Below are 18,516 nucleotides of genomic sequence, written 5' to 3'. Positions count from 1 at the left end.
CTCTTCGCAGGAAGGAGCCGCTGCCATGGCCGGTCCGGACGCCCGGACGGACGCCCAGGAGGGGCGTCGGAGCCAGATGCGCGAACTCGTCACGAGCAAGGGGTTCGTCCGCACCACCGACCTCGCGGCCGAGTTCGGCGTGAGCGTCATGACCATCCACCGTGATCTGGACGCCCTGCAGGCCCAGGGGTGGCTGCGCAAAGTGCGCGGCGGGGCGAGCTGTCTGCCCTCGACACAGTTCCACGGCAGCGCCGGCGAACGCCTGTCGACAATGGTGCACACCAAGCAGCTGCTGGCGCGCGCCGCCGCCGAGGAACTCGCGCCCGGCCAGGTCGTGATGATCGACGACTCCACGACCTGTCTGCACCTGGTCCGGCACCTGCCGGAGCACACCCCGATCACGGCGATCAGCAACTCGCTGCCGGCCATCTCGGCGCTGGCCCGCGAACCCGGCGTGGCACTGGTCGCGCTGGGCGGCACCTACTTCCCGGCCTACGACGCCTTCATGGGTGTGCACACCGCGCACAGCGTGGAGGCGTTCCGGGCGGACGTGCTGTTCATGTCCACGACGGCGGTGACCGGCGGCCGCTGCTACCACATGTCGCCCGAGACGGTGCAGGTCAAACGGGCCATGATGGCCGCCGCCTCGCGCCGGGTGCTGATCATCGACCACACCAAGTTCGCCAACCAGGGTCTGTACGCGCTCGCCCCGCTCACCGACTTCGACCTGGTCCTCGTCGACGACGCCGCTCCCGCGGGAGAGGTACGGCGACTGCGCGACAACGGAGTTCACGTCCGCACCGTCTCCCCGGCACCCGGAACACCCCGGCCGCACCTCGCCACGTGAACATCACACGGTTCTCACTCGGCGCACCACAGTCCGCGGCAGCCCGCACACCGTTCTGATCTGCGGCGACGCGCTCGGTCCCGGACTGTCCGCACAGCGACGGACGGGCGACTTAACACCACGGGTCACACGGCCGGCGAGGTCTTTCCGATGACGGATTGACCCCGCCCCGGACCGGACTTTTCATCGGTCCCACGCCGTACGGCACTCCGCTCTCCCCATTTCCCAAGAAGGTGGCCGCCGTGACCGTCCCCCTGAATTCCGCTGCCAGAGCCACAGAAAGCGGACCCCGCACATTCCTGGACCGAATAGGCATTCCGAAGGCCCTGTCCTGGGGTTTTCTCGGTGTTCTGATCTTCATGATCGGCGATGGTGTGGAATCGGGATTTCTCTCGCCCTATCTGCTGGACGAGGGCATCTCCAAGGAACGCGTGGCACTGCTGTTCACCGTCTACGGTGTCACGGCGAGCATCTCCGCCTGGTTCTCCGGGGCGCTCTCCGACCTGTGGGGCCCGCGCCGTGTGATGATGCTGGGCCTCGCCGTCTGGGCCGCGCTGCAGGTGGCCTTTCTCGGCCTCGCCGTCCCGACGCACCACTACTGGCTGCTGCTGACCACCTATGGTCTGCGCGGATTCGGGTATCCGCTGTTCGCCTACGGGTTCCTGGTCTGGGTGACGGCGGTGACGCCCCGGCACCGGCTCGGCTCCGCCGTGGGCTGGTTCTGGTTCGCCTTCACCGGCGGGCTGCCCACGCTCGGCTCACTGGTCGCCAGCTTCACGGTGCCGTGGATGGGCACGTACCGCACCCTGTGGTTCGCACTGGCCCTGGTGGTCGCGGGCGGTCTGATCACGCTGCTCCTGGTGCGCGAGCCGACGGGCGGGAACCGGCTGGCGCCCACCGGTGAGCGTCCGGTGGCCACGCTGCTCGGCTCGCTCTCCATCATCTGGCGCAACCCGCGCATCGGGGTCGGCGCGGTGGTGCGCACCGTCAACACCGCGGCACAGTTCGGGTTCCTGGTCTTCCTGCCCGTGTTCTTCACCGACACGCTGGGCTTCTCCCTGACCGAGTGGCTGCGGCTGCTGTCGGCGATGTTCGCCACCAACATCTTCTTCAACCTGCTCTTCGGTCTGGTCGGCGACCGCCTCGGCTGGCAGCGCACCGTCGCCTGGTTCGGCGGGGTGGGCTGCGCGGTCACCACGCTGCTGCTCTACTACGGCACCGTGGCCTCCGGCGACAGCTTCCCGCTGGCCATGGTCCTGGTGAGCCTCTTCGGCGCGACGCTCGCCGGTTACGTACCGCTGTCCGCGCTCATGCCCTCGCTGGCACCGGAGCACAAGGGGCAGGCGATGTCGGCACTCAACCTCGGCGCCGGGGCCAGCACGTTCGTCGGCCCGGCGGTGGTCGCCCTCTTCCTCGGGCCGCTCGGCGTCCAGGGGGTGATGTGGATCTTCGCCGGGCTCTATCTGGCGAGCGCCGGCATGACCCTCTTCCTCACCCTGCCCGGACAGTCTGCCGCGGCCGGCGCGTCCGTGGTGCCGGCACCGGGCGGTGCCGAGAGGGTGTAGCCGCCCGCCGACGCGCCGCTCCCCACAGCTGAGTGTGGGGAGCGGCGCGCGTGGAGGTCCTGCCCCGGGCGCCGCAGGTGCGGCGGGGCGGGACGCCGTGTCAGCGCAGGACCCTGGCCCACGCCCCCGGCGCCAGGTCCACGGTGGGCAGCACCGTCCGGGGCAGCGCCGTCGCCGAGTGGGACTCGGCGGGCGGGGTCGCCGGACACAGGGCGCGTACGACCTGGCGGTCGAGGGCGTCGTCGATCGGGCTGTCTTCAAACCCGGAACCGTCGGACTTGAGGCGCTCGTACTTCATGAGGTTCCAGCCCAGGGCCGCCTGGCGCCTGCCGTCCGGGCTGGAGAGGACGAGGGTGCCGGCGCCGAAGACCGCGCCGTCGTGACCCCAGAAGCGCCCGCAGCCAGGGAAGTCGACGCTGAAGATACCCAGACCGTAGTTCGTGCCGTCGCCCGTCGGGACGGTGCGCTGCATCTCCCGCAGGGCGGCCGGGCCGATCAGCTTGCCGCCCAGCAGGGCGCGGTAGAAACGGTTGAGGTCGTCGGTGGTGGAGACCAGCGCACCCGCGGTGTACGCCCAGGACATGTCGTAGTCGCTGTAGTCGCGCGGCGGGTTGATCAGGCCGTAGAACGACTCGTACATGCGGGCGTGCGGCCCCTGGATGTGGGGGGTGCGCGGGAACGAGGTGTGGCGCAGGCCGGCCCGGGCGATGACGTGGCGGGTGATGTAGGCCTCGGCGTCCTGGCCGGTCAGCTTCTCCAAGAGGAGCCCGGCGATGACGTAGTTGGTGTTGGAGTACGACCACTTCTCGCCGGGCTTGCCGGTGGCCGGGGCCTCGAGTCCGAGGCGGACCAGTTCCTCGGGACGGATGGAGCGGAAGCGGTCCTCGTCGAGGCTGGCCGTCGAACCGCGGGCGAGCGACGGGAAGGCGCCGACGATGTAGTCGCCGATGCCGCTCGTGTGGTTCAGGAGCATGCGGACCGTGATCTCGTGGCCGCGCTCGCCCGGGACCAGGTCGGGGAGGTAGTCGCCGATGGGCGCGTCGAGGCGCAGGCGGCCGCGCTCCACCTGCTGGAGGAGGGCGACGGACGTGAAGGCCTTGCTGACGCTGCCCACCCGGTGGAGCATGCCCGGCCGGACGGGGCGCCCGGTGTTCACGTCGGCGACGCCGGCCGCGCCGGTCCACCGCTGGGAGCCGTCACGTACGGAGGAGTAGATGCCGTACATGCCCGCGTCATGGACGGCGCGGAGGCCGGAGTCGAGCGCCGCGTCGTCCAACTTCCCGCTGCGTAAAGGGGATTCGGACGCCTTCGTGGCCGGTCTGGCGTCCGCCAGTGCGACCGGTGCCGTGGCGGTCAGCGCAAGTGTCGTACCCAGGACGGTTCCGACGAGCCGGACGATGCGCAAGGGGTGTCCCTTCCCTGCGGTCCGGACCCCGTGTCCGGACCTCGCCCGGTCATCGTCGTCGACCATGGGTGTGCCCTACATCCTTCCTGCGGAGGATCACGGGCAGCCCACCGTACGACTTGAGACGTGGTGCGACCGAGACTGCCGGGGATCAGCCGGCGGGCCGGAACCGGAGGGCCGACCAGGTGTCGTCGATGGCCACCTGCCGCACGGGCCGCACGCCCCGCTCGGAGAGCGCGGCGGCCAGGGTGTCGCGGTTCAGATCGGTGCCGAGCTTCCCGCCCTTCGGATAGGCCACCCAGGCGAGGGCATCGCGCTGCGCGGCGGCGAGCGCCGCCCGCGCACCCGCCCCGAGAAGGTCACCGGACGTGGTCACGAAGGCGAGCACCGCGTCGGCGGAAGCCGCGTCGTCCGTGGCCTCGACCTCCAGGTGGACGTCGCCGGGCCTGCCCAGTACCACGACACTCTGACCCGGCTTGATCTGCAGCTTGCTCACGAGGGACATCCCCTGATGCTCCCACCCGGGGTCCGGCTCGGCACACCGGAGTGGCCGACGAGTCGGTCCGGGTGGAAACAGAGTCGCATTCCGGCCGCATATCGGCGGACCTTCCCAACCGCTTTCCATAAGGCGTCCTTCACCAGCCTTCAACAAACGGTTATGCATGACCAGGTGAGTGTGATCACCGTCTCGGCGCTTGAAGGAACCGAAACGCTCCGCGATACATCCACGAGGCGTCAAACCCCTTGTACGCGTGGCCGGTTAACGCAAGTCCGTCCCGCATAGTGAGATATCCTGGTGCACCGGACGCCCCGTTCGTCATGGGCGCGCCGCATTTTCACACCCTCAGCGACACGGTCCACGCCCACCCTGGGTGACCGCCTCCGTCGCACCTCGCCGGTGCTGTGCCGTGCCGGCGGTCCACGCCTTTGAGCAGGAATTGATGCCCGTTCAACCTTTTGCGGAACTCATATGTTTCGCCCGCGCCCACTCGCCTTTCTACCGTGAGCTCTACTCCGGGCTGCCCGAGCACGTCACTCGGCTCACGGACCTTCCGGTGGTACCCCAGGCCGATTTCTGGCGGGCCAATTCGCCCCGTGACAACCGGCTGCTGACCGCCCCGCTGGACGAAGCGGTCGTCTTCCGCAGCGGCGGGACCACCGGGTCGCCGAAGTTCTCCTACTACACCCGCACGGAGTGGCGGGAGTTCACGACCGCCTTCGGTGCCGGGCTGGTCCGTGCGGGACTGCGCCCCGGTCACCGCGTGGCGGACCTCTTCTACGCGGGTGACCTGTACGCCAGCTTCAGCTTCGTCCTCGACTCGCTGCACCGCTCCCCCGTGGCCAACGTCCGCCTGCCCATCGGCGGCGCGGCACCCTGGGAGTCCACCGCGGCGACCCTGGAGGAGTTCCGGGTCCAGGTGGTCGCCGGTACCCCGACCACGCTGTGCTCGCTCGCCGAGCGCCTCGGCTCGGCCGGCCGGACACTGCCGGACGTGGAACTGCTGTTCTTCGGCGGGGAATGCCTCTTCGGCGACCAACTCCCCCTCCTGCGGGCCGCGTTCCCGAACGCACAGCCGCGCTCCCTCGGGTATGCGAGCGTGGACGCCGGGCTCCTCGGCGAGGCCGTGCCCGGCGACGACCCGCGCGTGCACCGCACGTTCACCCCGTACACGGTGGTCGAGATCCTCTGCGACGAGACCGACCGCCCCGTCGAGGCGAACGGTGTGCCCGGGCGGCTCGTCGTCACCGACCTGCGCAGGCGGCTCATGCCGGTGCTCCGCTACCCGGCGGGCGACCGGGCCGAGTGGGTCGACCGGGACGCCGGTGTCTTCCGCATCCTCGGCCGCGCCGAGGAGGGCGTGCGGGTCGGTCCCGTCTCCCTGTACACCGAGGACGTCCATCACGTCGTCACAGCCGCCGACCTCTCGGGCGAGGTGACCGGGCTGCAGCTCGTCGTGCGGCGGTGGGACGGCCGCGACGGGCTCGTCCTGCGGCTCGCGGTCGCCGATCCGGGCAAGGACCACACCGGGCTGGGCGAGTCCGTCGTGGCCGCGCTCCTCGCGCAACGCCCCCTGTACACGACCGCGACCGCCGCCGGTCACGTGAACCCGCTGACCGTCGAATGGGTGCGGCACCGGGACCTCGCGGTCAACTCCCGCTCGGGCAAGCTCATCCGCGTCGTCGACGAACGGCCGCACTCATGAGCCCGACCCCCACGCGTGTGCGGCGTCCGCCCCTCGTCCTGCGCAATCCGTCCTTCGGCAGGGTCTGGGCCGGTCAGCTCCTCACCCAGGCGGCGAGCAGAATGTTCCAGGTCGGCGCCGTCTGGTGGCTCGTCGGCTTCGCGGGCGGCGAGCACCGCGGCCTCGCCTCGGGCCTGTTCCTCATGGTGAGCACGCTGCCCGCGGTCGCGTTCGCTCCGGTGGTCGCGGGCATCGTGGCCCGCCGCGCACACCGCGCGGTGCTGGCCGGCGCGGCGGCCGTGGCGGGGGCGGTGGCGGGCACGGCGGCCGTCGTGGCGTACGCCGGACTGCTGCCCGTGGCGGCCGCCTACGCGGTCGGGCTGGCGCTGGCCGCCTGTCAGGCGGTGTTCGATCCGTGCCTGACCACCTCGGTACCGGAACTCGTCGAGGACGCCGACATCGAGTCGGCCACCGGATTCGAGCTGTCCACCCAGTCCGTCGCCGGGCTGTGCGGAGGACTGCTCGGCCCGCTCGTCGTCGACGCGGGCTCGCTGGCCGCCGTCGTCGCCGCTTGTGCCGCGGCGTACCTGCTCGCCGCCCTGCTGGTCGGCTCCACCCGCTTCCCGCGGACCGGGGCGGGGTCCGGAGAGGGAGACGAGGCCTCCGGAAGGCGGCGCACGCTGCGCCAGATCCTGGCCGGTCTGCCCTTCATCCGCCGGGTGCTGGTCTGTTTCGCCGCCGCCAACGTCTTCACCACCGCCGTCTACGTCGTCATGCCGCTGTACACCCGGGAGGTGCTGCACGCCACCGGCTCGACCGTGGCCTCCCTGGAGGCGGCCCTCGGCGCGGGCACCCTGGTCGGATCCTTCAGCGGCGGGCGACTGCCCGGTCGCCCGGTCGCCGTCGGCAGTGCGTGCCTCGCGGTCATGGCCACGGCCCTGGGCCTTCCGGGGCTGTTCGCCGGGCATGCGGCGGCGGTCGTCTCGATGGCCGTCGCCGGCTGGTGCGTCGGTGTGATCGGCGTGCGGTTCGTCGCGCTGTTCCAGCGGCTGGTGCCCGCCGCCGACAAGCCGGGGTTCTTCGCGGTCATGCAGGCGCTGCTCGGTGCCACCTTCCCCGTCTCCTCGCTCGTCTTCGGCGCGCTGGGCGACCATCTGGCCGCCCGCACCCTCTGCCTGGTCCAGGGCGCGGGTCTGGTGCCGGTGGCGCTGGCGCTGTGGTGGCTGGGCCGCCGGTCCGACGCCGAAGCCGAGCGGACTCCCGTCGTACAGGAGCCGGCGGGAGCGGCGTCGTGACCGCCGCCCTCTCCCCCGCCCGCGCCCAGGACATCGCCGAACTGCGGCAGTTGTACTTCGAGGTGTACGGGCACGGTTATCCGGTGCCGCTCGGCAGCGACCCGGTCGTCATGCGCCGGCTGATCACCGGCGGCACCGCGCACTGGCTCACCGCCCGCACCGCCGGCGGTGCCCTGGTGGGTTCCGCCGTCGTGGTGACCGACCCGGGCAGCCGCATCGGAAAGCTGGTCGGTCTCGCCGTGCACCCCGGCCATCGCGGCGGCGGGCTCGCCTCCCGGTTGACCGGGGCGGTCTGCGCCGAGGCCTTCGGCGCCGGCGGCCTCGACTCGGTGTACGCCACCGTCCGCCTGGTCACCGAGGGACCGCAACAGGTGGCCGTGCGCAACGGCTTCCGGCCCCTCGGCCTGCTGCCGAACGCCGTCGAGGTCGAGGGGTGCGAAACCCTGGCGCTGTTCGCCCGCTACGCCGACGGTGTGCTGGAACACCGCGAACCGGTGGCGAGCGTGCCCGAACGGCTGTCGCCGCTGCTGGCCGCCGTGTCCGCCGGCGTGGGCATCGACTGCGCCGGCATCCGGCGCGTCCCCTCCCGCCCCGCGGTGGACGCGGCCACCGGCGCCGAGCCGATCGAGCTGATCACCGCCCCGGCCTTCGTGCGGCGCCGCTTCCTGGAGCTGTTCCCGGAGGCCGGCGACCGCTTCTTCCCGCTGCACACACCCAACGCGGTCCTGGTCGCCGCCGACGGCAGCTTCGAGGCGTACGCGGACCTCGACGCCGTGGCGGGAAGCTGTGCCCTCGTCGCCGTCCATCCCCGGCCGGCCGCGGTGGCCGGCGCCCTGGAGGCGCTGATGGCCGCGGTCACCCGGGCCGGCGCGGACTACGCGGAGGCGTTGCTGCCGCTGGCCGACACCGAGGCCCTGGAGGTGTTCGTCGCGTCGGGGTTCGTGCCGAGCGCGGTCTACCCGGCGATGCGCCGCATCCGCGACCGCCTCCACGACTACGTGGTGCTGTCGCGGACCAGCCGTCAGATCGACTTCCGCACCACCGCGGTCAGCCCCCTGCTCCAGCCGTACCTCGGCGCCTACCTGAGTGCCTGGACCGCCACCTATCTGCCCCTTCACGAGGTGTCCCGATGAAACCCCATCTCGCTCCCGTCGAGGTTCCCGACCCGGCGGCGCTCGGCCATGTACAGCGGCTCTGCGACCTGACGGAGCCGTACGCCCACGGCCCCGCCGCCGACGAACTGTTCGCCGCCGCCATGGCGCAGACCCACGCCTGGCACGCGCGCCGCTCCTCCTTCTTCGCCGCCCTGCTCCAGGACCCGGCGGAGACACCCGCGCCCACCGTCGGCGACGGAGTGCGCGCCCCCCTGGTGCCCGCCGCCTTCTTCAAGCGTCACGAGGTCCTCTCGATCCCGCGCGAGGAGGTGTTCCTGCATCTGACCTCCTCGGGCACCACCGGCCAGAAGTCGCAGATGTTCTTCGACGAGTGGACCATCCGCTCGGCCCAGCGCATGGTGGCCCGGATCTTCGACCACTACGGCTGGATCACCCCCGAACAGCCGGTGAACTACCTGCTGTACAGCTACGAGCCGGCGCCGTCGCTGAAGCTGGGCACGTCCTTCACGGACAACTACCTGTGCGACTTCGCCCCGGCCCGGCACACCACGCACGCCCTGCGGCACACCGGCACCGGCCACGAGTTCGACGTGCACGGCTGCATCGCGGCCCTCCAGCGCTACGCCGAGGACGGCGTACCGGTCCGCATCCTGGGCTTCCCGGCGTTCCTCTACTTCACCCTGGAGCGGATGCGGGCGATGGGCCTGCCGCCGCTCACCCTGCCCGAGGGATCGCTGGTGGTGCTCGGCGGCGGCTGGAAGGGCCACGCCGACCGGCAGATCGCCAAGGAGGCGTTCTACGCCGAGGTCACCGAGCTTCTCGGTGTGCCGGGGGACCGCGTGCGCGACACCTTCGGCTCGGTCGAGCACTGTGTGCCGTACGTGGAGTGCGCGCACCACCGGCTGCACGTGCCCGTGTGGTCGCGGGCGGCTGTTCGCGACACCGGGACGCTGCGCCCCCTGCCGTACGGCGAACGCGGTTTTCTGCACCTGGTCAGTCCCTACATCACCTCCGTGCCCGCGCACAGCGTGGTGATGGGCGACCTCGCGTCGCTGCACCCGGGCGAGGAGTGTCCCTGCCCGCTGTCCACCGACTGGTTCACCGTGCACGGCCGGGCCGGGGTGAGCCGCAACCGCAGCTGTGCGGTGGCCGCCGCCGAACTGATGAAGGGAATGTCGTGACCGCCTCCGTACTCCACCCCGTACCCCACCCCGAACTCCACCTGTGGCAGGGCGAGTTCATCGACGAGGCCGAGGCCGGCCGGCGGCTCGCCGGGCTGCCGGAGCTGGCCGGGCGGGTCCTGACGCGTCCCCTGCCCACCGACGTGGTGCTCGGCGCCTGCGCCACGGTCGGCCGCGACCTGGCCGATCCGGCCTCCGCCCTGTACGGCCGCCTCGCCGGGCACCTGCCGGCCGACGAGGCCGCGGCCGTCCTGGCCGAGCTGGCCGCCGTGCTCTCCCGGGAGGCGCTGGAACGCAAGCTGCGGCGGGAACTGGGCGGCCTGCGCCCGGAGCGGCTGACCCGGCCGGACGCCCGCGAGACGGTGTACGAGGCGTGGGCGCCCGTCGGCCTGCTGGTGCACATCGCGCCGGGCAACGCCGCGGCCGTGGCACCGCTGAGCGTCGTGGAGGGACTGCTGGCGGGCAACGTGAACGTGCTCAAGACCAGCAGCTCGGATTCGGCTCTCGCCCTCGACCTGCTCGCCGCGATCGGTGCCGCCGACCCCTCGGGGCTGACCGCCGAACGCGTCATCGCCCTGCGCTTCCCGTCCTCGCGCCGCGACTGGCTGGAGGCACTGTGCGGGCAGGCCGACGCGATCGCGGTGTGGGGCGGCGAGGACGCGGTGCGCGCGGCGGGCGAACTGGCGCCGCCCGGCTGCCGGGTGGTCGAGTGGGGCCACCGCATCTCCTTCGCCTATCTGACCGGGCGGGCCGCGTCCGACGACGGTGTCCTCGACGCGCTCGCCGAGGACGTCTGCCGGCTCGAACAGCAGGCGTGTTCCAGCCCCCAGGTGGTGTACCTCGACACCGACGACAGCGAGGAGCTGTTCGCCGTCGCCGGACGGTTCGCCGAGCGGCTCGCGAAGGCGTCCGCCGCACGGCCGGCGTCCACCCCGCCCGGCACGGCCGAGCAGGCGGAGATCACCACCGTGGAGCGGCTCGCCCGGCTCGAACAACACCTGGGTCTGACCCGGGTGTTCCGCGCCGAGGACGGTTCCTGGCGGGTGCTGGCCGACACCCGGCCCGCGCTCGACGCCTCCCCGCTGCACCGCAGTGTCTGGGTCAAGCCCCTGCCCCGGCACGCGGTCACCGCGACCCTCCGTCCCATGCGCCGCTACCTGCAGACCGCGGCGGTCGGGGGCGACCGCGCGGACGTGGCCGTGCTGTCCCGCGCGCTGTTCGCGGCGGGCGTCACCCGCGTCACCCCGGTCGGCTCCATGCTGGAGGGCTACGAGGGGGAACCGCACGACGGTGTCTACGCGTTGCAGCGCTACAGCCGCCGGGTGAGCGTGCGCGCCGCTGACGCGCGGTTCGGTACGGTGGCCTGCCTGGACGACCTGGTGGCGCCACCGGTCCTGCCCCCGGCGCCGGACGCGCCGCTGCTCGGCAAGGAGGGCGTGCAGCGCGCACTCGCCGCCCTGGACCCACGCCATGCGCAGCTGTACTTCCGCAGCGGAGGCTCCACGGGCGCGCCCGCGCTGTCGGTGTTCACCTGCGACGACTACGACAACCAGATGCGCGCCGCGGCGGACGGACTGCTCACGGCCGGCTTCGACCCGGCCCGTGACCGGGCGGCCAACCTGTTCTACTGCGGCGGGATGTACGGCAGCTTCATCAGCTTCTTCTCCATCCTGGAACGGCTGAACGCCACCCAGCTCCCGATCGCCGCGGGCCCCGACCACGCCGCGGTGGCCGAGGCGCTGGTCACGCACCGGGCGGACACCGTCTTCGGTATGCCGTCCTACCTGTGGCAGCTCTTCCACGCCGAGGCGGACCGGTTCCGCGCCTACGGCGGCGTCCGGAAGGTCTTCTACGGCGGCGAGCACTTCACCACCGAGCAACGCAGGGTGCTGCGCGAGGAGTTCGGGGTCGAGGTGATCCGCTCCGCGGCGTACGGCAGCACCGACCTGGGGCCGTTGGGCTACCAGTGCGCGTCCGGCGACGGCTCGGTCCATCACGTGCTGACCGACCTGCACACGCTGGAGATCCTCGACCCGCACGAGGACCGGACGGTGGCGCCGGGCGAACCCGGACGGCTGGTGTTCACCTCCCTGGCGCGGTCCGGCCAGCGACTGGAGCGCTACGAGATCGGTGACCTGGGACGGGCGGTGCAGGGCCCGTGCGCGTGCGGCAGCCACGTGCCCCGCCTGGAACTGCTCGGACGCTACGGCGACGTCGTCCGCGTGGGCACGTACTTCGTCAACTACCGGCGCGTCGTGCGGGCACTGGAGGAACGGCTCGGCTATCACGGCGAAGCGCAGCTGGTGGTGGCGCCGGGTGCCGGCCGGGAGCGGCTGACGGTCCGGCTCGACGAGGAGTACGCGCCCGACCCCGAGGCCGCCCGGGCCGCCCTCACCGCCGAGGTGGCGGAACTCGCCTCGGCGGAGACGGAGGGACTGCTGTCGCTGTCCGTGCAGAACGCCCGGCGGGAGGAGTTCGAGCGCACGGCGACCAGCGGCAAACTGCGCACGGTCGTCGACCTGCGCTAGCGGCGATGCCCGCGGGCGGCGGCCCTGCGCGCCGCCGCCCCGCAGGGCCGCCGCCGTACTCACGACGTGAGTGGTGGTCAGTCGGCCGGCCAGGCTCCGCCGAGCCGGCTGAGCCTGGCCGCCGCGGTGATGGTGGCGTGGACATACCGCTGGGGGGCTTCCGGCATGACGTCGACGGGCTTGAGCAGCAGGACCGCCCCCCAGATGGCACCGTCCCAGATGACGGGGGCGGCGACGGAGTTCCACTTCGCCATGCACTCCTCGCGCCCGAGGGCGTAACCCTGGTCACGGATCTCGGCGAGTGAGGCGAGCAGCTCGTCGCCGTCCCGGATGACGCCGGGGCCCGCCTCCTGCGGGACCGGGTCGGCGGCGACGCGCTCCTGGATCCGGGCGGGCAGGTAGGCGAGGATCGTCCGGCCCGAGGCACCGGTGCGCAGCGACCGTGTGACGGACAGGACGTCGCGCGGTGTCATGCCGAGTTCGACCAGGTCGGAATCCCCCACCGCCATGTCCAGGCACTGCCTGCCCGCTATCCCGAACGGGGCTCTCATGTACAGGAAGACCAGACCGCTGTCGGTCGCCTCCCGCAGGCCCCGCAGCACGTGGGTGGCCTCGTCACCGGAGAGTTTGTCCTCGGAGAGCGCGTGGAGCCCCAGGTCGGCGACCGTGCTGCCGAGCTGGTACAGGCCTCGGTCGACCCGGACGAAGGTGCTGTTGTAGGTGCCGGCGGTCAGCATGCGGCCGGTGGTGGAGTCATCGAGATCGGCGGCCTTGGCGATCGCGGACAGCCGGTGGGCACCGGGCCCCAGAGTGATGAACGCCTGCTGCACTCGCATGAAACGGTCGGCGTAACCGGTCCCGCTGCCACGCTGCCCACTCATCGGCCGTACCCCCTTCGTCCCGCCCGCGCGCCCTTCCGTGGGCGCACCCGTACCGGTGCCGGTGTCACCCGTACACGCTGGGCACCAAGACTATGGTGTGACCGTATCGAGGCTGAACTTGCCCATGCCGGTCCTGTTGTTGAGCATGCTGTGCGCCTTGGCCGCGTCGGCCAGCGGGAAGGTGCCACCGCCGACGATCTTCAGCGTGCCGTTGCCGACGGCGTCGAAGAGCAGCCTCATGGACGCCGTCAGCGGGAGCGTCCGGTCGGTGTACAGGTGGGGGAGCCAGAACCCGGCGGCGGTGACGGACTTCTGGAGCAGTGTGTGCGCGGGGACGTCGGCCAGCTCTCCGCCGGCGAAGCCGTACACGGCGAGGCGGCCGCGCGGGGCCAGTACGTCGAGAGTCTGCTGCAGCGTCCTGCCGCCGGTCATCTCCAGCGCGGCGTGCACCGGCCCTCCTGCCGCGTCCAGGATCCGTTCCGCCAGCCCGTCCTCGTCGGAGGAGTCGACGGCTGCCGCCGCCCCGAGTTCCAGGGCCAGCCGACGCTTCTCGGCGGTGCTGGCGAGAGCCACGACGCGGGCGCCCGCGGCGTGCGCGAGCTGGACGGCCAGCGAGCCCACGCCCCCGGCCGCGGCGGGGATGACGACCGTCTCCCCCTTGGTGATCCCGGCGACGGTGAACAGGAGGTGGTACGCGCTGTTCCCCTGCAGAGCCAGGGGAACCGCCTGTTCGTCGGTGAGGTCGTCCGGGATCTCCCAGTGCAGCCTGCGGTGCACGGCGGCCTTCTCCGCATAGCCGCCGCCCTGCGTCAGCGCCACGACACGCCTGCCGTCCGGCGTGGTGCCGACCACCTCGTTGCCGGGGATGTACGGCAGTTCGACCGGCGCGAGGTAGGTATTTCCACGAACGTGGACATCCGCGTAATTAACACCCGCGAGTCTCACGTCGAGCAGGGTCTGTCCACGCGCGGGCTCGGGGTCGGGAACCTCTTCCAGCCGCAGAACCTCAGGGCCGCCGAATTCCCTCATGACAATCGCGCGCACGGTACTCCTATCAACACGGGCCGGATGCGTACGCCGACAGGCTAGGGCATCCGGGTGCCCATTCCGACCCCGGAACCATGCCCTGTACACATTTCTCACGAGCCGAGAAAGAGCCATTCTCTTCTCATTCACCGAGAAGATTTAACCTAGAACTTCTCGCGAGATGAGAAAGGGAATGGGCGAGTTGCATTCGCCCTTTCGAACAGAGATAGTGATGCCGCCCTCCTTCCTGCCGGCCCGTTTCCGACGGGGGATACGACGGTACGGCCGGCAGCACGGGGGAGGAGGGCAACTCATCGTCCGGTCAGGTGCCGCTGCAACCAGTCGGCGGCGGCACGGCGGAAGAGCCGCCGGTTGTCGGCCCGCAGAAAGTCATGTCCCTCGTCGCGCAGCGTGAGCACTTCGGCGGTCAGACCGCGCTCGCGTGCCGCCCGTACGAACTGTTCCGACTCCCCCGGCGGCACATTGGTGTCGTGCTCACCGTGCACGGCGAGGACCGGCACGCGCAGTGCGTCGATGCGGCTCATGGGTGACAGGGCGTGCAGCAGTTCGCGGTCGGCCACCGGGTGGCCGTACTTGTTGGCCGCCGACTGGGCGATCCAGGGTTCGGTGCCCTCGAAGAACGTCGCGAAGTCGGACATGCCGCACACCGCCACGCCGGTGCGGAACAGGTCCGGGTGCCAGACCAGAGAGGCGAAGGTGAGATAGCCGCCGTACGAGCGGCCCATGACCGCCAGCCGGGCGGGATCGGCCGGGCCGGCGAGCACCGCGTGGGCGGCGCAGTCCGCCACGTCGTCGAGCGCCGCGAACCGGCCCCTTCCCAGGTCGGCGTCGACGAACGACCGGCCGTATCCGGACGACCCGCGTACGTCGGGGGCGAAGACGTCCAGTCCTCGGCCGAGGATCTCGTGGTACAGCGGGGACAGGACCGGGCGCTCCTGCTCCTCGGGGCCGCCGTGCAGATGGATGACGCAGGGGGCCGGTTCGCCCGGGCCGCGCCCCGGTGCGCGGTAGTACCAGCCGTTCAGCTGCAGCCCGTCACGCGCGGTGGGCCGGAGCGGGACCGGCCGTACCGGCGGGCGGCCCGGGGGAACGGCGTCCTCGTCCCGGGACGACCACGGGGTGCGCACCGAGGTCACTCCCTCGGGAAACCACCAGATGCCGGGGCGCCGCCGCGACCCGGACAGGGCCAGCAGCAGCCCGGGGCCAGCGTTGGCGATGCGGGTGACCACTTCGTGGGGCAGGGGCACCGGCCGGGACGGACCGGTGGCGGCCCCGGCCGCACCGGACGGGTCCGTGTCGAGGACCTCCAGCTCGCTCAGGCCCCGGACGTTCCAGGCCAGCACGGCGGCACTGCCGTCGTGGGCGCAGCGCAGCAGCTCCAGGTCGCAGTCCTCGCGCGAAGCCCCGACGGACCAGCCGCACGGCTCCCCTTCCGCGTCGAGGCCGGCGGCGAGCAGGACCGCGAACTCCCGGTGGGCGTTGCTGCGCAGCCACAGGGTGTCCGCGCGGGGTGAGAAGCTGCCGATCCACGGGTCGCCGTCGGCCACCGGCACCACACAGGTCGTCACGTGGTCGGCGGTGCGCAGCACGACGGCCTCGCGCCGCCCGCGCGGTCCCCGGCGCAGCAGCGCCAGTCCGCCGTCACGGCTGAGATCGCACACGCGGAGCGTCGCCGCGTCCTGTTCGGTCGCGAGCAGGACGGCGGCGGCCACGCCGTCGGGGTCGATGAGATAGGCCGACAGTCCGTCGCCGAACCCGGCCGACGGGGCGATGTGCGCCTCCCCCGGAGCGCCCATGACCCGCGTCTCGACCGTCACGGGGGGTGACGCCAGTGCGAGCCCGGGGTCGGTGTGGGGCGCCGCACCGAGGAGTTCCGCATCTCCCATCCGCCCCTGCCAGTGCTCCGGCAGGCGACCGGCCGCCGGACCGGGGCCGGCCGTTCCGGGCTCCGCCGTGGTGTCCAGGGCGGGTACGGCGGTGGGGACCGCGACGGTGACCGCGACCGCCGATCCGTCGTGCGCCCAGCAGCCCAGGTGGGCGGAGCTGCCCGGCTCGGCTCCGGCCAGGATGTGCCGACCTGTGCCGTCGGGGCGTACGCACAGCACCCTCGTGTGCTCACCGCCGCCGGGGGCCGTCGTATAGGCGATCCAGCGGCCGTCGGGCGACCAGGACACCTCCCGGACGGGATCGGGTCCGTCGTCGAGCAGACGCACCGCGTCGCCGTCGACGGGGCCCGCCCACAGCTGGGGCACACCGCCTCGGTCGCAGATGAAGGCGACCTGTGTTCCGGCCGGGTCGGCCGAGGGGTACCAGCAGCCGTGCGCGATGAGCCGCGTCGTCGGGTCGCGCGGCCCGGAGGCGTCCGGCAGGGGGACGGGTGCGGGGGCGGCGAAGGCGCTGCCATGGCCGTCCGGGGCCGGCGGCGGCGAGTCGGCGGTCCGCGTCGGCTGCGTGGTGGCGGGCCGCTCGACAGCGGTGCCGTCCGTGTCGAACGTGCTCTCCGTGAGGGGTTCCCCGGTCAGATGCCGTGCGTCTGCAGCCATATCTCCAGCAAAGCCACTTGCCACAGCGCGTTCGCTCCGCGCTTGGTGCGGTGTCGGTCGGGGGCCGCCAGGAGTTCGGCGACGTAGGAGTCCTGGAAGAGCCCGCGCCGCTTGGCCTCCGGGGCGGTGAGTGCCTCGCGCACCCTTTCCAGGACCGGTCCGGCCAGGTGGGTGATCGCCGGCACCGGGAAGTAACCCTTGGGGCGGTCGACCACCTCGTGGGGCAGGAGTTTGCGGCCGGCCTCCTTCAGGACACCCTTGCCGCCGTCGGCCAGCTTGAGTTCCGGCGGGCACGCGGCCGCCAGCTCCACCAGCTCGTGGTCCAGGAACGGCACACGGGCCTCCAGGCCCGAGTCCATGGTCATGTTGTCGACCCGTTTGACCGGATCATCCACCAGCATGACATGCGTGTCGAGCCGCAGGGCGGCGTCCAGAGCGGTCTCGGCCCCCGGCACCGCCATGTGCTCCCGGACGAACCGCCCGGAGACGTCCTCCCGCGGCAGCATGTGCGGTTGCACCATCGCCGCGAGGTCGGCGTGCGGCCGGTCGAAGTACGTCTCGGCATACCTCTCCGGTTCCTCCTCGCGGGCCACGGCGGCGAGGCGGGGATACCAGTGGTAGCCGGCGAAGACCTCGTCGGCGCCCTGCCCGCTCTGGACGACCTTCACGTGCCGGGCCACCTCCTCGGACAGCAGATGGAACGCGACCACGTCGTGGCTCATCATCGGCTCGCTCATCGCCAGGACCGCCGCGTCCAGGGCCGTCGACACCCGCCGTGAGGGAACCACCAGCTGGTGGTGATCGGTGGCGAACTCCCTGGCGACCAGATCGGAGTAGCGGAACTCGTCCCCCTCGTCGCCGCCCTCCGACTCGAAGCCCACGCTGAACGTCGCCAGGTCCCGCTGTCCCTCGTCGGCCAGCAGTGCCACGATCAGGCTGGAATCCAGCCCGCCGGAGAGCAGGACACCGACCGGCACATCAGCCACCATCCGCCGGCGTACGGCGGTGCGCAGGGCGTCCAGCACCGCGTCCCGCCACTCGGTGGGGCCCATGCCCGCGTGCTCGGGGCGGCGCGTGTACGACGGCTGCCAGTAGCAGTGTTCCTCGCTGGTGCCGTCCGGCTCGACCACCCGCACGGTGGCCGGGGGGAGCTTGCGCACCCCGGCCAGGACGGTGCGGGGTGCGGCCACGGTGGCGTGCCAGCTGAGGTACTGGTGCACGGCGACCGGGTCCAGCGAGGTGTCGACGCCCCCGGCCGCGAGCAGGGCGGGAAGCGTGGAGGCGAAGCGCAGCCGTCCGGGGGCCTCGGCCAGGTACAGGGGCTTGATGCCGAGCCGGTCGCGTCCCAGGATCAGCCGGCCGGTCCGGTGCTCGACCAGGGCGAAGGCGAACATGCCGTAGAACCGGTCGACGCAGGCGGTCCCCCACTCCTGGTACGCCTTGAGGACGACCTCGGTGTCGGAAGTGGACCGGAACCGGTGGCCGAGGGCCTTGAGTTCCCGGCGCAGCTCCCCGTAGTTGTAGATGCACCCGTTGAAGACGCCGGTCAGCTGCTGCCGGCCGTCGGTCATCGGCTGCGCGCCGCGCTCGGAGAGGTCGATGATCTTCAGCCTGCGGTGCCCCAGGGCCACTGCCTCCCTCGACCAGGTCCCGTGGCCGTCGGGACCGCGGGCGGCGAGCCGTTCACTCATGCGCTCGACGGCCGCCAGGTCGGGCGGCGTGCCGTCGAAGCGCATCTCCCCGCTCAAGCCGCACATCCGCGACCACCTCCCCGCTGCGCGTACGGGTCGCGTGGGTCGCGCGGCGGTGCGGTGAGCGCGGGCCCGCCCGTCGGTGTGCCGGTCGGTATGTGCTCGGGGCTGGTGGACACGGTGCTGTTTCCTTCGCGACGAGAACGGTACGGGGGCGGGTCGGTGAGGCGGCTGA

At 72.0% G+C, this 18,516-nt stretch carries 13 protein-coding genes; 7 read left to right on the top strand and 6 right to left on the bottom strand.

Annotation, left to right across the window (positions count from 1 at the left end; genetic code table 11):
* The first annotated feature begins 25 nt into the window (after positions 1 to 25).
* Positions 26 to 847, top strand: a complete 822-nt coding sequence (locus ACWC94_RS08155; RefSeq protein WP_450795564.1) for a DeoR/GlpR family DNA-binding transcription regulator — start codon at positions 26 to 28, stop codon at positions 845 to 847.
* A gap of 233 nt (positions 848 to 1,080) precedes the next feature.
* Entirely contained in the window at positions 1,081 to 2,412 is a 1,332-nt protein-coding gene (locus ACWC94_RS08150; protein WP_450795661.1) for an MFS transporter, read from the top strand.
* 100 nt (positions 2,413 to 2,512) lie between these two features.
* Here the strand turns inward: ACWC94_RS08150 and ACWC94_RS08145 are convergent, their stop codons facing one another.
* Together ACWC94_RS08145 and ACWC94_RS08140 are read right to left on the bottom strand one after the other, a co-directional pair.
* Positions 2,513 to 3,817, bottom strand: a complete 1,305-nt coding sequence (locus tag ACWC94_RS08145; protein WP_450795563.1) for a serine hydrolase domain-containing protein — start codon at positions 3,815 to 3,817, stop codon at positions 2,513 to 2,515.
* Positions 3,818 to 3,968: 151 nt separating this feature from the next.
* A complete protein-coding gene (locus ACWC94_RS08140; protein ID WP_450795562.1) occupies positions 3,969 to 4,313 on the bottom strand; it encodes a hypothetical protein in 345 nt (114 codons plus the stop codon).
* A 445-nt stretch (positions 4,314 to 4,758) separates the two neighbouring features.
* On the opposite strand from ACWC94_RS08140, the gene ACWC94_RS08135 reads away from it, so the two are divergent.
* From ACWC94_RS08135 to ACWC94_RS08115, 5 genes are read left to right on the top strand one after another with little or no spacing between them, the layout of a single operon-like run.
* Positions 4,759 to 6,021 carry a phenylacetate--CoA ligase family protein gene (locus ACWC94_RS08135; protein ID WP_450795561.1) on the top strand — a complete coding sequence of 421 codons (1,263 nt, stop codon included), beginning with the start codon at positions 4,759 to 4,761 and terminating at the stop codon, positions 6,019 to 6,021.
* Entirely contained in the window at positions 6,018 to 7,295 is a 1,278-nt protein-coding gene (locus ACWC94_RS08130) for an MFS transporter (RefSeq protein WP_450795559.1), read from the top strand. Before ACWC94_RS08135 ends, ACWC94_RS08130 begins: the two co-directional genes overlap by 4 nt.
* The gene (locus ACWC94_RS08125) at positions 7,292 to 8,428 is read left to right on the top strand and encodes a GNAT family N-acetyltransferase (protein ID WP_450795558.1); all 1,137 of its coding nucleotides are present in this window, start codon (positions 7,292 to 7,294) and stop codon (positions 8,426 to 8,428) included. Before ACWC94_RS08130 ends, ACWC94_RS08125 begins: the two co-directional genes overlap by 4 nt.
* Positions 8,425 to 9,591 (top strand): LuxE/PaaK family acyltransferase, encoded by a 1,167-nt coding sequence (locus ACWC94_RS08120; RefSeq protein WP_450795557.1) that lies wholly within the window; start codon positions 8,425 to 8,427, stop codon positions 9,589 to 9,591. Before ACWC94_RS08125 ends, ACWC94_RS08120 begins: the two co-directional genes overlap by 4 nt.
* A complete protein-coding gene (locus ACWC94_RS08115) occupies positions 9,588 to 12,119 on the top strand; it encodes an acyl-CoA reductase (RefSeq protein ID WP_450795556.1) in 2,532 nt (843 codons plus the stop codon). Before ACWC94_RS08120 ends, ACWC94_RS08115 begins: the two co-directional genes overlap by 4 nt.
* Positions 12,120 to 12,196: 77 nt before the next feature.
* Here the strand turns inward: ACWC94_RS08115 and ACWC94_RS08110 are convergent, their stop codons facing one another.
* The 4 genes from ACWC94_RS08110 to ACWC94_RS08095 all read right to left on the bottom strand — a co-directional run bounded on the left by ACWC94_RS08110 (position 12,197) and on the right by ACWC94_RS08095 (position 18,347).
* Positions 12,197 to 13,000, bottom strand: coding sequence for an IclR family transcriptional regulator domain-containing protein (locus tag ACWC94_RS08110; RefSeq protein ID WP_450795555.1), 804 nt, complete (start codon positions 12,998 to 13,000; stop codon positions 12,197 to 12,199).
* A gap of 90 nt (positions 13,001 to 13,090) precedes the next feature.
* Positions 13,091 to 14,044 carry a quinone oxidoreductase family protein gene (locus tag ACWC94_RS08105; RefSeq protein WP_450795554.1) on the bottom strand — a complete coding sequence of 318 codons (954 nt, stop codon included), beginning with the start codon at positions 14,042 to 14,044 and terminating at the stop codon, positions 13,091 to 13,093.
* Positions 14,045 to 14,337: 293 nt separating this feature from the next.
* Positions 14,338 to 16,590: a prolyl oligopeptidase family serine peptidase gene (locus tag ACWC94_RS08100; RefSeq protein ID WP_450795553.1), complete on the bottom strand. Its 2,253-nt coding sequence runs from the start codon at positions 16,588 to 16,590 to the stop codon at positions 14,338 to 14,340.
* A complete protein-coding gene (locus tag ACWC94_RS08095; protein WP_450795551.1) occupies positions 16,566 to 18,347 on the bottom strand; it encodes an N-acetylglutaminylglutamine amidotransferase in 1,782 nt (593 codons plus the stop codon). Before ACWC94_RS08095 ends, ACWC94_RS08100 begins: the two co-directional genes overlap by 25 nt.
* Between the last annotated feature and the right edge of the window lie 169 nt (positions 18,348 to 18,516).

This window comes from Streptomyces sp. NPDC001135 (genome assembly GCF_053598395.1).
Note: the sequence above shows the minus strand (reverse complement) of the source record. Positions and strands in the feature narration are given on the sequence as shown.

What these genes read in the sequence shown, in the direction of transcription:
- ACWC94_RS08095 (WP_450795551.1), bottom strand. Translation starts at nt 18,347, where the DNA reads ATGTGCGGCTTGAGCGGGGAGATGCGCTTCGACGGCACGCCGCCCGAC.
- ACWC94_RS08130 (WP_450795559.1), top strand. Translation starts at nt 6,018, where the DNA reads ATGAGCCCGACCCCCACGCGTGTGCGGCGTCCGCCCCTCGTCCTGCGC.
- ACWC94_RS08110 (WP_450795555.1), bottom strand. Translation starts at nt 13,000, where the DNA reads ATGAGTGGGCAGCGTGGCAGCGGGACCGGTTACGCCGACCGTTTCATG.
- ACWC94_RS08135 (WP_450795561.1), top strand. Translation starts at nt 4,759, where the DNA reads ATGCCCGTTCAACCTTTTGCGGAACTCATATGTTTCGCCCGCGCCCAC.
- ACWC94_RS08120 (WP_450795557.1), top strand. Translation starts at nt 8,425, where the DNA reads ATGAAACCCCATCTCGCTCCCGTCGAGGTTCCCGACCCGGCGGCGCTC.
- ACWC94_RS08100 (WP_450795553.1), bottom strand. Translation starts at nt 16,590, where the DNA reads ATGGCTGCAGACGCACGGCATCTGACCGGGGAACCCCTCACGGAGAGC.
- ACWC94_RS08155 (WP_450795564.1), top strand. Translation starts at nt 26, where the DNA reads ATGGCCGGTCCGGACGCCCGGACGGACGCCCAGGAGGGGCGTCGGAGC.